Here is a 14,182-nt window from a genome sequence, read left to right as displayed (position 1 = left end):
TTATGAATACTGCAGATGTCATCATTATCGGAGCTGGAGCTGCTGGAATGATGTGCGCCATTGAGGCGGGCAACAGGGGCAGGTCTGTACTGCTTCTGGATCATGCGGAGACACCTGGCGAGAAGATCCGGATTTCCGGCGGCGGGCGCTGTAACTTCACCAATATGCGCACGGCTCCGCAGAATTTCCTCTCCCAAAATCCACATTTCTGCAAGTCAGCGCTGAAGAGCTACACCCAGCATGATTTTGTCGAGCTGGTCAAGAAACACCGGATAGCCTTTCACGAGAAAGCCCTCGGCCAGCTCTTCTGCGATGACAGCGCCCAGCAGATTATCGACATGCTGCTTGGTGAATGCCAGAAGGCCGGGGTTGATCTGCGCACAGGCGTGAATGTCTCAGGTGTCGACAAGACCGAGAGCGGCTTTCGTCTTGCGACCGATCAGGGAAGCCTTACATCAGAAGCTCTGGTGATCGCCACTGGCGGCAAATCTATCCCGAAAATCGGTGCAACAGGCTTTGGCTACGAGATTGCCCAGCAATTTGATCTGCCGATTGTCGAACCGCGTCCGGCGCTGGTTCCGCTCACCTGGGCAGACAATGACAAGGCCCGCCTCAAAGAGCTGTCCGGCCTGTCTGTAGAGGCTGTTGTGTCTCACGGAAAGACGGCCTTTGAAGAAGCCCTGCTGTTTACCCATCGCGGCCTGAGCGGACCTTCCATTCTGCAGATTTCATCCTACTGGCGAGAGGGCGACAATGTCCGCATCAACCTGCTGCCAGGCCAAAAGGTGGCGGATGACCTGAACCGAATGAAGAAAGACAGCGGCAAACAGCAGGCCTCCACGGCGCTGTCCACGGTGCTGCCGAAACGTCTGGCTCATGCCATCATTGACGAAATGGGTGTCAATCGGAAGATGGCCGAACTGGCAACCAGAACCATCGACGCCATAGCTGATCGAGTGCACCGCTGGGATATGAAGCCCAATGGTTCAGAAGGTTATCGCACGGCTGAAGTGACACTGGGTGGTGTCGATACCAACAGCCTCTCCTCCAAAACCATGGAATGCCGCACGGTTGAGGGGCTTTATTTTATCGGCGAAGTGGTGGATGTGACCGGCCATCTGGGCGGATATAATTTCCAGTGGGCCTGGTCCAGCGGTGTTGCTGCAGGGCGCGCGGTTTAACCAGCCGACGCGCCCTGAGACTCTGGTTCGGTCAAGCGCCTTCCTGCAGCTTGTCCTGGTCTTTCAACTCACCAAGACGCGGCATGGAAACGATGTTGTAACCGGAATCGACAAAGTGCACTTCACCGGTTACACCGCTTGAGAGATCGGACATGAGATAGAGCCCGGCCCCGCCAACTTCCTCAATGGACACTGTACGCGCCAGCGGCGAATTACGCTTCTGATAATTGAACATCTGCCGGGCATCACCAATACCGGCACCGGCCAGCGTCCGGATAGGGCCAGCGGAAATCGCGTTCACCCGAATGCCCTGATCGCCATAATCCATCGCCAGATAGCGGACAGATGATTCAAGAGCCGCCTTGGCAACACCCATGACATTATAGTTCGGCATCACCCGGGTGGAACCGCCATAGGTCAGCGTCACCAGAGAGCCACCATTCGGCATCATCTCGGCTGCCCGCTTGGCAATTTCTGTAAACGAGAAACAGGAAATCACCATGGTACGGGTGAAATTGTCTCGCGTGGTGTCGGCATATTTGCCCTTCAGTTCCCGCTTGTCGGAAAAGGCCACGGCGTGGACCAGAAAATCGATACTGTCCCAACGCGCTTTCAGCGCATCAAAAACCGCATCAACTGTTTCCGTATCTTCCACATCACACGGCAGCAGAAGGTCAGAGCCAACAGATTCAGCAAGAGGTTTGACCCGTTTGCCAAAGGCTTCACCCTGATAGGTAAAGGCCAGCTCCGCCCCCTGATCGGCCAGTGCCTTGGCAATACCCCAGGCAATAGAATGATCATTGGCCACGCCCATAATCAGGCCGCGCTTGCCCTGCATCAATCCAGTCATGTTGCCTTGCCCCCGCCTAGCTCTGATAGCGCTGGAAGACCAGCGTTGCATTGGTGCCACCAAATCCGAAGGAGTTGGACAGAACCGTATTCAGCGTCACATTATCCTGACGTTCGGTGACGATGGGGATATCGGCAAAATCCGGGTCGATTTCGTCAATATGAGCGGATTCACAGATAAAGCCGTTCTGCATCATCAGCAGGGAATATATGGCTTCCTGAACACCTGTTGCGCCAAGGGAGTGCCCGGTGAGCGACTTGGTGGCAGAAATCGGCGGAATGGCATCGCCGAAGACTTCACGAATTGCCTCGATTTCCTTCTGGTCACCAACCGGTGTGGAGGTGGCATGCGGATTGATATAGTCAATCGGACCTTCAACACCCTTAAGGGCCATCTTCATGCAGCGAACCGCACCCTCGCCACTTGGGGCAACCATGTCATGGCCATCAGATGTAGCACCATAGCCGACCACTTCGGCATAAATCTTGGCACCGCGCGCCTTGGCATGCTCGAGTTCTTCCAGAACCAGAACACCGGCGCCGCCGGCAATCACAAAACCATCGCGGTTTTTGTCATAAGCGCGGGATGCACGGGATGCGCTGTCATTGTATTTCGACGACATGGCGCCCATGGCATCGAACAGGTTGGACAGTGTCCAGTCCAGCTCTTCACCACCACCGGCGAAGATGATGTCCTGCTTGCCGAGCTGAATGGTCTCATAGGCATTGCCGATACAGTGGTTCGACGTGGCACAGGCAGACGAGATGGAATAGTTGACGCCCTTGATGTGGAACGGTGTCGCCAGCGTTGCGGAATTGGTGGACGACATGGCCTTCGGCACAGCTGTCGGGCCAATGCGCTTGGGGCCGCCCTTGTTCCGGGTGATGTCAGCCGCATCCACGATAGCCTTGGTGGATGGACCACCTGAGCCCATGATGATACCGGTCCGCTCATTCGAGACGTCTGTCTCTTCCAGGCCCGCATCCTGAATGGCCTGTTCCATAGCGATATAGTTCCAGGCGGCACCCGTGCCCATAAACCGGGTGGTGCGGCGATCCAGAGTTTCGGCGGGATCCAGAGAAGGCTTGCCGTGTACCTGACACCTGAAGCCCAGCTCAGCATATTCTTCGGCATGTGATATGCCGGACTTTGCTTCACGCAGACTTGCCAGCACTTCCTGGGCGTTATCCCCGATGGAGGATACGATACCCATACCTGTCACGACGACCCTTTTCATATGACACCTTCCGGTTTCGCACGTGAACCTGATCCCGTCTTCTCAGAATAATATGGCGGGAATCAGAATCTTCTTAAAGCCATGATAGCGAAAGGGTCGCCGAACAGACAGTCCCGCGACCCATTTTCAGTTCTTAATCCAGCTGTTTAAGTCTGAAACAGGCCAACCCGCAGGTCTTTGGCCCGATAGATGACTTCATCATCGGCCTTCACAAAGCCGTCAGCAATGCCGAGAACCAGCTTCGAACGCATCACTCTTTTGAAGTCGACCCCATACTCGACCTTCTTGACCGTTGGCAGAACCTGGCCGGTGAACTTGATCTCACCAACAGAGAGCGCGCGGCCACGGCCCGGCTCTCCGAGCCAGCCAAGGTGAAAGCCCGTCATCTGCCAGAGCGCATCCAGTCCCAGACAGCCCGGCATGACCGGGTCACCAATGAAATGACAGCCGAAGAACCAGAGATCTTCACGGACATCAAGCTCAGCACGAACATGACCCTTGCCGTATTCACCACCATCTTCCGCAATAGAGGTAATGCGATCAAACATCAGCATGGGCGGCGCTGGAAGCTGGGCATTACCCGCACCGAAAAGTTCACCGCGCCCGCAAGTCAGGAGCTCTTCATAAGAGTAGCTGGATTGGCGATCTGCCATATAATTCATGACCCCTCTGGTCTTTGCCGGGGACCCCCCGCGCAGTCCTGTTCTTTGCCCTTCTCTAACACACGTAACAAGCTGTTCGAAAGAGGCGTTTGTAATATGATCGTCACATTTATTCAGGAAATATGCGTCGAAACACCACACAATCAGGTGGACGGGGCTTGTTTACAATGGGTCATGCTGGAATTGGATTCTTTCGCAACCATCCGGGATAATGTGTATTGCGAATGATTTGCAATTCCACTAATATGACTGTCAAATTCTGGTTTAAGTCGCTGACTTTTTCTATCAGCGTCAGGAGATATGATGTTTAGTGGTAGCCACGTTCATCGCCATAACCCTGGTCATGACGATCAGGATATCCGTTCACGGCTGACATCTGTCGGTTTGCGCCCGACACGCCAGCGGCTGGCGCTTGCCTCCCTCTTGTTTTCCAAGGGCGATCGCCACGTCTCGGCCGAGAGTCTGCATGAGGAAGCCATCGACCAGCGGGTTCCGGTGTCTCTTGCGACAGTATACAACACCCTGCATCAGTTCACAGAAGCCGGGCTGCTTCGCGAAGTCGCGGTTGACGGGTCAAAAACATATTTCGACACCAATCTGAGCGATCACCATCACTACTTCATCGAGGGTGAGAACCAGGTGGTCGATATCCCGACCAATGGCGTTGCCATCGGCAAACTGCCGGAGCCACCAGAGGGTATGGAGATTGCCCGTGTGGATGTTGTGGTACGGCTGCGCGAAAAGCAGTAATCCGGCCGTTTTCCTGACTTATGAATTCCCGAAAGGCATGTTACGCAGTGACATGCCTTTTGTGTTTGGGTCACTTTCGACAGCGTGCTTGTGAAACGTTGATAGGTTTTTCAGATAAAAGCTCGCGCAAAAACAAGTTTAAAGGTCTGGTGTTTTAGCATCAGCGCCTATCAGTTGACCTGTTCATCCTGGTAGACACCCCAGAGACGATCCTGCCTGATCCAGCCATCATATGTCTGGACGGAAATGTAGCACCATTTTCCTGTGCATTCTGAAATATGGACCAGAACCTTGGGCTCCATCCAGGCCACAATGGACGCATCGTCCTTTGCATCACTGCGCAGGGCTTCCTGATATGTGTCCTTCTCCCATGGCACAACAAGCGCTGTCCGCGCTCCACTCAGAAGACTATGGAAAACCCAGCCTTCAGCACCATCAGCATCGCGAATTCTGCGCCAGTTGTCGAACTCCTGGATAACTTCAACCGGCCATCCCGGACGCGTGAAAACCCAGGAGACCTGATGATCCCGGCTTGGCCCGATCCGCACATTGGCCGCCCCCGACTTGATGCTCACATAACGCGGCAGAGGCAATCCGCTCGGGCCGACCTTGGTCTGCTGCGCATATGTATGATCAGCGAGAAAAAGCCCTGCAAGCAGGACAAAAACACCAAGCGACGCCTGATATAAGGAACGAACCATCAACATAACCCAAACAACAGCTTGCGGCGCTTCCAACGCTGAACTGATACAGACAAGGAAAAGGACCGCTTTCCTTACACAGCCTGCCCTGGCAGCTCAACCCTGTTAATTCGCCCTATAAGCCCATCTCTAACTTTGTGTTTGGCTACTCATCTGCTACAGATCAACAACCGGATTATTTGTACCCCTCGGGCAGCATGTCCTGTTTTCGGTTAATGCCCGGTCAACAGCTTTGTCGGAACCTCGCGATGCCAATAAAGAAACCAATCGTTTTTGTCACTCGGAAGCTCCCGGACACCATTGAAACCCGTATGCGGGAACTGTTCGAGACACGGCTCAACGAAGACGACCGCAATATGACGCAGGCCGAACTGGTCGAAGCCGTCAAAACCGCTGATGTTCTTGTCCCGACTGTAACTGACCGGATTGATTCAGCACTTCTGTCGCAGGCGGGCGAAAATCTCAAACTGATCGCCAATTTCGGCAATGGTGTCGACAATATCGACGTGGACAGCGCCAACAATCGTGGCATCACCGTCACCAATACACCGGGCGTGCTGGCTGAGGATACAGCCGACATGACCATGGCCTTGATGCTTGCGGTCCCAAGACGGATTTCCGAAGGCATCCAGGTGATGAAAAACGGTGAGTGGGCCGGCTGGTCACCCACCTATATGCTGGGTCATCGTATTTTCGGCAAGCGTCTTGGCATCATCGGGCTTGGCCGCATCGGGCAGGCCGTGGCACGTCGCGCGAAAGCGTTTGGCATGCAGATTCACTATCATAATCGCCGCCGCGTTGCGTCTCACATTGAGGAAGAGCTTGAGGCCACTTACTGGGAAAGCCTCGATCAGATGCTGGCCCGTATGGATGTTATTTCCATCCACTGCCCTCATACGCCAGGCACCTTCCATCTTCTGTCTGCACGGCGGTTGAAGCTTCTGCGTCGGGACGCCTATATCGTCAACACCGCCCGTGGCGAGGTGATCGACGAAAATGCGCTCGCGCGCCTGCTGGATGCGGGTGATATTGCAGGCGCCGGCCTCGATGTGTTCGAGCAGGAGCCTGCCGTCAATCCCAAACTGCTCAAGTCAAACCGCGTGGTCCTGCTGCCTCATATGAGCTCTGCAACAATTGAAGGCCGGATTGATATGGGTGAGAAGGTCATCATCAACATCAAGACCTTTATGGATGGACACCGTCCGCCAGACCGCGTTCTGCCCTCCATGCTGTAAGTCACTGATATTACAGTTTGCTTTTAAGGTTTAAACAGCAAAAAAGGCCGCGTTCCTCAGGAACGCGGCCTTTCTGTTATATCTGAAAATACAGGATCTATTCCTCTGCCTCACGACGCAGACTTTCGATTTCCTGATGGAGGGCCTGATCCGTCTTGATCAGATCCTCAATCTTCCGCACCGCATGCAGAACCGTCGTGTGATCGCGGCCGCCAAAGCGACGTCCGATCTCAGGAAGCGAGCGCGGCGTCAGAATTTTGGCGAGATACATGGCGATCTGGCGCGGGCGGACAATCACCCGGGTTCTTCTGGACGACAGGAGATCGGCCCGGGACACATTGAAGTGCTTTGAGACAATCCGCTGAATATCTTCAATACGAACGCGCTTCGGCTCCTTGTTCCGCAACAGATCACGGAGAGCCGTATCCACCATATCCAGTGTGATTGGCGCACCAGTCAGCTGGTTATGCGCCATCAGGCGATTAAAGGCACCATCCAGATCGCGCCCATTGGACGAAACGATTCGGGCCACATGATCGAGAACCGGATCCGGGATATCGAGGCCCGGATGTTTGCCCATGGCGGCACGCGCGCGGTTCAGCAGGATGGCACGACGCATTTCGCTGTCGAGATCAGCAATCTCGGCAACCAGACCCCCGGCCAGACGAGAGCGCACCCGCTCATCAAGCGATTCAAGCTCTACCGGTGGGCGATCTGATGCCACAACCACCTGGCGGGCTCCGTCGATCAGGGAATTCAGCGTATGGCAGAACTCCTGCTGGATGGATTTACCCTGCAGGAACTGCAGATCGTCGATCAAAAGCAGATCAATATCGCGCAGGGCATCCTTGAATGCGATAGCACTCTGGTTTTTCAACGCGGCCACAAACCGGTACATGAAGCGTTCAGCCGTCAGATACAGGACGCGACGCTCAGGGGTCCGCTCACGGGCATGCCAGGCTATGGCCTGCAGAAGGTGGGTTTTACCCAGGCCAACAGAGGCATGAAGATAAAGCGGATTGAATGTAGCCGGAGCACCTTTGGGCGCTTCAGCAACCTGTTTTGCAGCCGCATGGGCCAGAGTGTTGCAGCCACCGATGACAAAGCTGTCAAAGGTCAGGCGCGCATCGAGCGGTGAACCACCGAGCAGATCTTCAGACTCTGTCGTTCCCTTGAAGGATGTCGTTCCAGCAGATGCCTCAACACCTGCTGTCGGCACCTGCGCCTGACGAACCGGGATCGATTTTGGCGCGCCGGGGCGCTGCAGGCGGGTCGGACGTTGCCTGATTGCACCACGAACGGTCAGTTCGATCTGCTGAACATCCTCGCACTCGCCCTGCCAGACGGACATCAGACGCTCACGATAGTGAGACTGAATCCAGGATTTCAGGAACCGGGTCGGAACAGACAGATGAACAGTCCCATTGGAGCGCTCTTCCAGATCAACGCTGGCAAACCAGCTGGAGAAGACATCTTCTCCCAGCTCACGGCGCAGCTTCTGTTTTACGCGCTTCCAGTGATCTTCACCGGTCTGTTCTAATGTCATACCCACCCCCGCGTTTGTTTCATTGCAATCGGTCACCCCAACCTCTGTGCAGTGTCTAACGGAATCAGACAGATGCGCCTGAAACGCCTGTCTCTCTTCTTGTTGTTGCAGTGTTTTTGTCACGTTTGGCCTCTTGAAAGGAACCTGTCCTTCAAAACGTTCTGTTATGATTGCCGCCAGGGCAGTCCGCACTGTTTCCAGCCCGAAACCGTGCCGCGATGCCCATCCTGATCCATCGGTCCTTCAAACCCTTCCGCAATGTTGAAGCAGGCCTTGAAGCCAGCCTGCGTCATAGCAGCTGCCGCAGCCGCACTTCTGGCTCCGGACCGACATAGAAAATAAAGTGCTGTCTCCTTGCCGAGACCGTTTGCACCAAGCGCCTGTGTCAGCAGGTCGACAAACTGTCCATTCTGCTGTCCGCCCGGAAAAGACTGCCATTCGAGAAAGAGCGGATCGCGCCCTGCTTCTGAGAGATCAGGCACGCCCACAAAAGCCCATTCGGCCTGCGTGCGCACATCAATCAGCACAGCGTTGCTATCTTCACCCAGGCGCTCCCCGAGCTCAGCTACAGAAATGTCTCCCGCATAAGGCAAATCTGAACGTTCAGACATAGTTTTCCCTCTCACTCCAATCAAGGAATGTGCTTAAACCTTCCGGCAGCTTTATAAATGCGCCCCGAGCAAAACGGAACAAGGACTTTGCGCAAAGCGCAAAATGGTTAGCCAAGTATATCTTCAAGACATACTTTTGATCGACACAACTATACTGATTGCTTTGCCAGGAATCGGCAAAGACGACTAGATCGAACTCGCGTTACTCTCGGTATTACTTGCCCCAATCGATAATTGGAAGATACACCGGCAAATGGGCTCGCGCAACAGACTCAAACGTCGCAAATGACCTCATATACCCATGAAACCCGCCTCATCAATCACGCAAATTCGCGGCCCCATCCCCTAACGCCTTTTGACTCAATGGATTCACGGGTCTGAGCGATTACCCGCACTGCGATTCTACGAAGCCGACAAAAAATATTTTTGTCAGATATTGACTCGTCTCGAATCCCCTATCCACATCACACTCTTTAACATCATATGGATAAGCATTTGATATTAAAGAGATAATTTTGCCACGCCACTCTCTTACCATATTACCTCCCCCTGATTGGGCGAGCGACTGAAGACACAACCGGAGGTTAGAAAAGCAGGCGTTCTGGCAAATAAAAGCCCGGCAAAAGCCGGGCTCTACAAAAGGCTATAGCGTCGAAAAATCAGGCGCTGAGTGCTTTCACGCGGGCATTCAGACGAGACACTTTGCGAGACGCAGTGTTCTTGTGCACGATGCCTTTGCTGACAGCCGTCATGATCTCGGACTGAGCTGCCTTGAACGCTGCTGCTGCTGCGCTGGAATCGCCGGAGGCAAGAGCCTCTTCCACTTTGCGGATAAAACCGCGCATGCGGGTGCGGCGAGATTTATTGACGGCCGTCCGAGCGGCAATCTTGCGAACGGCCTTCTTGGCCGAAGGTGTATTGGCCATGGATCAGCCTTTCCTGTTTCGCTGGCCAGGTCATCTTTCGATGACCCTCATGATCACTAAGAGAGCCTGAACGCCAAGATCCCTGAGATCGGCAACAGGCATGCGGGGCGGCGAGCATCTCGCCACCAGTCGGCGCTGGTTATAGTCAGTCCGGCTGGCCGCGTCAACGGGTTTCCGCTATCTGTTTTCGAAGTTTGGCTTTCGCTTCTCGACAAAGGCCGCCATACCCTCTTTCTGATCCTCCGTTGAGAAGAGAGACTGGAACAGCCGTCGTTCAAACCGCGTGCCCTCAGAGAGGGGAACCTCATAGGACCGATTGACCGCTTCCTTGGTCATCAGAATAGAGGCGCGAGAGAATTCAGCAATCTTCTGGGCTGTCTTTACAGCCTCATCCACGAGCTCATCCAGCGGAATGATCCGGGACACAAGTCCGGCACGCTCAGCCTCCTCGGCATCCATCATCCGGCCCGTCAGGTTCATTTCCATCGCCTTGGACTTGCCGACAAACCGTGTAAGGCGCTGGCTGCCGCCAGCACCAGGCATCACGCCCAGCTGAACTTCCGGCTGGCCAAATTTTGCATTGTCGGCCGCGAGGATAAAATCGCACATCATGGCAATCTCGCAGCCACCGCCAAGCGCATAGCCCGCAACAGCGGCAATGACCGGTTTCCGGACCTTGGTAATGGCGTCCCAGGACGTGAGGAAGTCACCTGTATAGGCCGTGACATAATCCAGCGACTGCATTTCCTTGATGTCAGCGCCCGCAGCAAAGGCTTTTTCCGAACCGGTCAGAACCATGCAGCCCACATCATCATTGGTATCGAAGGCCTGCAGCGCTGTGGTGATCTCTTCAACGATCTTGCCATTCAGGGCGTTCAGCGCCTTTGGACGATTGAGGGTGATAAGCCCCACATTGCCGCGCGTTTCAACGAGGATATTTTCAAATGCCATGACGTTTCGGCCTTCCACTCAGAGCTGATATCCAAATTCAATACAGGTAGAGCTACCCAAGGCGAGGGTGAGACGCAAGTCCGACCTTCTGCGATCCCGTGCCGGATCACTTCTGACAGGACGGGCAATAGAATGTAGAACGCCCACTCTGGACCATGCGATTGATGACACCGTCACACGCCTCAGTGCGGCACGGTTCATTCTCCCGGTCATAAACCGAGAAACTGTGCTGAAAATAACCGAGCGACCCGTCCGCATGGACATAATCCTTCAGCGAAGAGCCCCCTGCTGCAATTGCGTCTGCGATGACGGCACGGATATGGCCCGTCAGAGTGATCAGGGACTTTCGCGGCTTGCCGTCCTTGCGAACCAGGGTCGCGGCTGCCCGGTCCGGAGCCAGTCCTGAACGCCAGAGCGATTCGCAGACATAGATATTGCCCAGCCCGGCAATGATGCTCTGATCCAGGAGAACCGATTTCAGCGGGGCCTTGCGACCGGCAAACCGTGCTGCCAGATAATCCGCACCGAGGGCATTCCCAGTCGGCTCAACTCCAAGCGCCCTGAAGAACTTGTGCTCCGGCAGGTCTTCCCGACGGATGAGGTCCATGAAACCAAACCGGCGCGGATCATTATAGATAACCCGATCACCGCTTTTCAGGTGAAAGACCACATGATCATGCGCTTCATTCTTTGACCGCTCATGATGAAAGGAACCGGGTTGACGCGCTTCTTCAGCCGTGACGACCCGGAATGAACCGGACATGCCCAGATGCATGACCACCACAGAGCCATCATCCAGATCCATCAGAAGATATTTTGACCGCCGACCGAGCGCGGTACAACACCGCCCTTCAAGCCTTTCGGCAAACTGGTCAGGAAACGGAAACCGCAGATCCGGCCGGTTTACATCGACCTGCTCCAGCCTCTGGCTTTCAAGAACAGGGGCAAGACCACTTCTGACTGTTTCCACTTCCGGCAGCTCTGGCATGACAATCCTCCGGCACTGATAACCATATTGATGCTGAGATGACCGAAATCGCCCGCCCGCGTCAATGGTGCGCTTGGCACTTGCATGGCTTTGTTATAGGGTCCGCCGCGACCAGATAAGTGCGTTCCTGATGATCAGGGATGACAGCATGATGCGAAAGCACCGATTCAATGACTGCACAAAAAACCGGGACTGCACAATCCGATACAGCTTCATTCGGGTTTCAGACCGTCCCGCTTGGTGACAAGCAGGGCCTTGTGAATGATGTCTTTCACAAGGTGGCAGAGCGCTATGACCTGATGAATGACCTGATGTCCGGTGGCATGCACAGGCTCTGGAAAGACGCCATGATTGCCTGGCTGTGCCCGCCCAAATCCGGCAAGCACTCCTATCGCACCATTGATGTGGCAGGCGGCACCGGTGACATCGCTTTTCGCATCGTCGAAGCCTCGCGCGGATCGGCCCACGTGCGGGTTACAGATATCAATGAATCCATGCTGCGGGTGGGCAAGGACAGGGCAAAGGCGCGGTCCCTATCGAAACAGACTGATTTCGTGGTTGGTAACGCCGAGGACCTGCCCTACGGTCCGGGCGAGTTCGACGCCTATACGATCGCTTTTGGCATTCGTAACGTTCCCCGTATCGACAAGGCTCTCAGGGAAGCCCATCGGGTGCTGAAACGGGGTGGCCGGTTCATGTGCCTTGAATTCTCTGAAGTCGAGATGCCTGTACTGGATAAGGTTTATGACGCCTTTTCCTTTGGTGCGATCCCGAAAATCGGCGAAATGGTTACGGGCGATGGTCAGCCATACCAGTATCTGGTGGAATCAATCCGTCAGTTTCCCAATCAGCACCGGTTTGGCGCGATGATTGAGGAAGCCGGGTTCTCCCGCGTTACCTGGCGTAATCTGTCCGGCGGCATCGCTGCCATTCATTCCGGTTACAAACTCTGATGCTCGCCACTCTTACTCTTCCGTTCCGGCTGGTTCGCGTGGGCTATGTCTTTGCGCGGGAGGGCGTCCTGCGCCTGGCCCCGACCGAGGGTCTGCCCCTGCCAGCCCGCCTGCTGTTGCGGACCGCCCGTCTGGTGGAGCGCTCGGGCCTCTCTGAAACATCGGTCTCCGACAGCCTCAGCGGTGCACTCAACCGGCTCGGCCCGTCCTATGTCAAGCTTGGCCAGTTTATGGCCACACGACCGGATGTGGTCGGTAAAACCATGGCAGCCCATCTGGAACAGCTTCAGGACCGGATCGCCGACTTTGGTGACGAGAAAGCCCGCCTCCGGATTGAACAGGAACTGGGCAGGCCTGTCTCAAAACTCTTTTCCGATTTCAGCACCCCGGTGGCTGCCGCCTCCATCGCCCAGGTTCACAAAGCGACAATCGAGACCGAAGACGGCCCGAAATCTGTCGCCGTCAAGGTGCTCCGTCCGGGCGTCCGTCGGAAATTTCGCCGTGACCTGAAAGCCTTCCTGTTTGCGGCCCGGATGATTGAGCTTTTTCATCCGCCATCCCGCCGCCTCCGCCCGGTGGATACGATTGAGACACTGGCCCGGTCCGTTGATTTTGAGATGGATTTCCGGTTTGAGGCCGCTGCCCTTTCCGAAATGGCTGACAATGTACAGGAGGATCCGGGCTTTCATGTGCCGGATGTGTTCTGGGAGCGGTCGGGTAAGGCCGTTCTGACCCTGGAATGGGTCGATGGAATCAAGCTGACGGATCTGGAGGCAATCGAAGAAGCCGGTCTTGACCGCAAGGCGCTTGCCGCACAGGTGATGCAGAGCTTTCTGCGCCATGCCATGCGGGACGGTTTCTTCCATGCCGACATGCATCCGGGCAATCTGTTTGTTGCAGACGGTGATATCGTTGCCGTTGATTTCGGCATCATGGGAAGGCTGCCAAAACATGAGCGCCGCGCCCTTGCCGAGATTCTCTACGGCTTTATCACCCGTGATTATCGACGGGTCTCGGAAGTTCATTTCGAAGTCGGCTATGTACCGCCGCACCAGGATGTGGAGATGTTCGCCCAGGCTCTGCGTTCCATCGGAGAGCCTTTGCAGGGCCGCAATGCCAGCGAAATCTCCATGGCCCGCCTGCTTGGCCAGCTGTTTGAATTCACCGATGTGTTTGACATGAAGACCCAGCCGCAGCTGCTGATGCTTCAGAAGACCATGGTGGTGACCGAGGGCGTGGCCCGGATGCTCGATCCGGATCTCAATATGTGGAAGACGGCGGAGCCGGTGGTGCGTGACTGGATGACCCGTAATCTGGGCCCGGCCGGGCGGCTTGAACAGGCTGCAGACAGTCTTGGTGCCGTGGGTCGACTGGTCGAATCCCTGCCAGAGCTTGCTGAGCGCGCCGAGCGCCTGTCTGACGAGATGGCGTCCATGGCTGAAACCGGGTTCCGGCTGGCGCCCGAAACCGTCGACCGCATAGGTGCCAATGAGGCCCGGCGCACACGATCTGGCCGTATCGCGCTCTGGGTCATTGCCGCCGCACTGGCTGCCCTTGCAGTGGAACCCTATCTCTGGTGATATGACGCCAT

Annotated in this window: 14 protein-coding genes; 5 read left to right on the top strand and 9 right to left on the bottom strand. The window is 55.5% G+C overall.

Going from position 1 to position 14,182, the window contains the following annotated elements; genetic code table 11:
- Positions 1-2 precede the first annotated feature (2 nt).
- Positions 3-1,181 (top strand): BaiN/RdsA family NAD(P)/FAD-dependent oxidoreductase, encoded by a 1,179-nt coding sequence (locus RA157_RS07295; RefSeq protein ID WP_350335810.1) that lies wholly within the window; start codon positions 3-5, stop codon positions 1,179-1,181.
- A gap of 31 nt (positions 1,182-1,212) precedes the next feature.
- Here RA157_RS07295 and fabI read toward each other — a convergent pair whose 3' ends face one another.
- The 3 genes from fabI to fabA all read right to left on the bottom strand — a co-directional run bounded on the left by fabI (position 1,213) and on the right by fabA (position 3,921).
- The gene (gene fabI / locus RA157_RS07290) at positions 1,213-2,031 is read right to left on the bottom strand and encodes an enoyl-ACP reductase FabI (protein WP_350335809.1); all 819 of its coding nucleotides are present in this window, start codon (positions 2,029-2,031) and stop codon (positions 1,213-1,215) included.
- A gap of 16 nt (positions 2,032-2,047) precedes the next feature.
- Positions 2,048-3,268: a beta-ketoacyl-ACP synthase I gene (gene fabB, locus RA157_RS07285; protein WP_350335808.1), complete on the bottom strand. Its 1,221-nt coding sequence runs from the start codon at positions 3,266-3,268 to the stop codon at positions 2,048-2,050.
- 146 nt (positions 3,269-3,414) lie between these two features.
- Entirely contained in the window at positions 3,415-3,921 is a 507-nt protein-coding gene (gene fabA, locus RA157_RS07280; protein WP_350335807.1) for a 3-hydroxyacyl-[acyl-carrier-protein] dehydratase FabA, read from the bottom strand.
- A gap of 309 nt (positions 3,922-4,230) precedes the next feature.
- On the opposite strand from fabA, the gene irrA reads away from it, so the two are divergent.
- Positions 4,231-4,680, top strand: a complete 450-nt coding sequence (gene irrA, locus RA157_RS07275; protein ID WP_350335806.1) for an iron response transcriptional regulator IrrA — start codon at positions 4,231-4,233, stop codon at positions 4,678-4,680.
- A 170-nt stretch (positions 4,681-4,850) separates the two neighbouring features.
- Here irrA and RA157_RS07270 read toward each other — a convergent pair whose 3' ends face one another.
- Positions 4,851-5,381: an SH3 domain-containing protein gene (locus RA157_RS07270; RefSeq protein WP_350335805.1), complete on the bottom strand. Its 531-nt coding sequence runs from the start codon at positions 5,379-5,381 to the stop codon at positions 4,851-4,853.
- A gap of 248 nt (positions 5,382-5,629) precedes the next feature.
- Here RA157_RS07270 and RA157_RS07265 point away from each other — a divergent pair, with 248 nt between their 5' ends.
- Positions 5,630-6,616 carry a 2-hydroxyacid dehydrogenase gene (locus RA157_RS07265; RefSeq protein WP_350335804.1) on the top strand — a complete coding sequence of 329 codons (987 nt, stop codon included), beginning with the start codon at positions 5,630-5,632 and terminating at the stop codon, positions 6,614-6,616.
- A 97-nt stretch (positions 6,617-6,713) separates the two neighbouring features.
- Here the strand turns inward: RA157_RS07265 and dnaA are convergent, their stop codons facing one another.
- From dnaA to mutM, 5 genes are all read right to left on the bottom strand, one after another.
- The gene (gene dnaA / locus RA157_RS07260) at positions 6,714-8,162 is read right to left on the bottom strand and encodes a chromosomal replication initiator protein DnaA (protein WP_350335803.1); all 1,449 of its coding nucleotides are present in this window, start codon (positions 8,160-8,162) and stop codon (positions 6,714-6,716) included.
- Between the two features lie 164 nt (positions 8,163-8,326).
- Positions 8,327-8,773 carry a rhodanese-like domain-containing protein gene (locus RA157_RS07255; RefSeq protein ID WP_350335802.1) on the bottom strand — a complete coding sequence of 149 codons (447 nt, stop codon included), beginning with the start codon at positions 8,771-8,773 and terminating at the stop codon, positions 8,327-8,329.
- A gap of 659 nt (positions 8,774-9,432) precedes the next feature.
- Positions 9,433-9,699, bottom strand: coding sequence for a 30S ribosomal protein S20 (gene rpsT, locus RA157_RS07250; protein WP_350335801.1), 267 nt, complete (start codon positions 9,697-9,699; stop codon positions 9,433-9,435).
- A 177-nt stretch (positions 9,700-9,876) separates the two neighbouring features.
- On the bottom strand, positions 9,877-10,650 hold the full coding sequence (locus RA157_RS07245) for an enoyl-CoA hydratase (RefSeq protein ID WP_350335800.1): 774 nt from the start codon (positions 10,648-10,650) through the stop codon (positions 9,877-9,879).
- 106 nt (positions 10,651-10,756) lie between these two features.
- Positions 10,757-11,638, bottom strand: coding sequence for a bifunctional DNA-formamidopyrimidine glycosylase/DNA-(apurinic or apyrimidinic site) lyase (gene mutM / locus RA157_RS07240; RefSeq protein ID WP_350335799.1), 882 nt, complete (start codon positions 11,636-11,638; stop codon positions 10,757-10,759).
- A gap of 170 nt (positions 11,639-11,808) precedes the next feature.
- On the opposite strand from mutM, the gene ubiE reads away from it, so the two are divergent.
- Entirely contained in the window at positions 11,809-12,591 is a 783-nt protein-coding gene (gene ubiE / locus RA157_RS07235; protein WP_350335798.1) for a bifunctional demethylmenaquinone methyltransferase/2-methoxy-6-polyprenyl-1,4-benzoquinol methylase UbiE, read from the top strand.
- Positions 12,591-14,171 (top strand): 2-polyprenylphenol 6-hydroxylase, encoded by a 1,581-nt coding sequence (gene ubiB, locus RA157_RS07230; protein WP_350335797.1) that lies wholly within the window; start codon positions 12,591-12,593, stop codon positions 14,169-14,171. Before ubiE ends, ubiB begins: the two co-directional genes overlap by 1 nt.
- The last annotated feature ends 11 nt before the right edge of the window (positions 14,172-14,182 follow it).

Origin of the sequence: Coralliovum pocilloporae, from assembly GCF_030845175.1 — a bacterium.
GTDB classification, from domain to species: domain Bacteria; phylum Pseudomonadota; class Alphaproteobacteria; order Rhizobiales; family Cohaesibacteraceae; genus Coralliovum; species Coralliovum pocilloporae.
Note: the sequence above shows the minus strand (reverse complement) of the source record. Positions and strands in the feature narration are given on the sequence as shown.

Excerpts from the sequence above, each read along its gene's own strand:
- fabB (WP_350335808.1), bottom strand. The coding sequence starts at position 3,268 with ATGAAAAGGGTCGTCGTGACAGGTATGGGTATCGTATCCTCCATCGGG.
- ubiE (WP_350335798.1), top strand. The coding sequence starts at position 11,809 with ATGACTGCACAAAAAACCGGGACTGCACAATCCGATACAGCTTCATTC.
- ubiB (WP_350335797.1), top strand. The coding sequence starts at position 12,591 with ATGCTCGCCACTCTTACTCTTCCGTTCCGGCTGGTTCGCGTGGGCTAT.
- fabI (WP_350335809.1), bottom strand. The coding sequence starts at position 2,031 with ATGACTGGATTGATGCAGGGCAAGCGCGGCCTGATTATGGGCGTGGCC.
- RA157_RS07255 (WP_350335802.1), bottom strand. The coding sequence starts at position 8,773 with ATGTCTGAACGTTCAGATTTGCCTTATGCGGGAGACATTTCTGTAGCT.
- irrA (WP_350335806.1), top strand. The coding sequence starts at position 4,231 with ATGATGTTTAGTGGTAGCCACGTTCATCGCCATAACCCTGGTCATGAC.
- RA157_RS07270 (WP_350335805.1), bottom strand. The coding sequence starts at position 5,381 with ATGGTTCGTTCCTTATATCAGGCGTCGCTTGGTGTTTTTGTCCTGCTT.
- RA157_RS07295 (WP_350335810.1), top strand. The coding sequence starts at position 3 with ATGAATACTGCAGATGTCATCATTATCGGAGCTGGAGCTGCTGGAATG.
- rpsT (WP_350335801.1), bottom strand. The coding sequence starts at position 9,699 with ATGGCCAATACACCTTCGGCCAAGAAGGCCGTTCGCAAGATTGCCGCT.
- fabA (WP_350335807.1), bottom strand. The coding sequence starts at position 3,921 with ATGGCAGATCGCCAATCCAGCTACTCTTATGAAGAGCTCCTGACTTGC.
- dnaA (WP_350335803.1), bottom strand. The coding sequence starts at position 8,162 with ATGACATTAGAACAGACCGGTGAAGATCACTGGAAGCGCGTAAAACAG.
- RA157_RS07245 (WP_350335800.1), bottom strand. The coding sequence starts at position 10,650 with ATGGCATTTGAAAATATCCTCGTTGAAACGCGCGGCAATGTGGGGCTT.
- RA157_RS07265 (WP_350335804.1), top strand. The coding sequence starts at position 5,630 with ATGCCAATAAAGAAACCAATCGTTTTTGTCACTCGGAAGCTCCCGGAC.
- mutM (WP_350335799.1), bottom strand. The coding sequence starts at position 11,638 with ATGCCAGAGCTGCCGGAAGTGGAAACAGTCAGAAGTGGTCTTGCCCCT.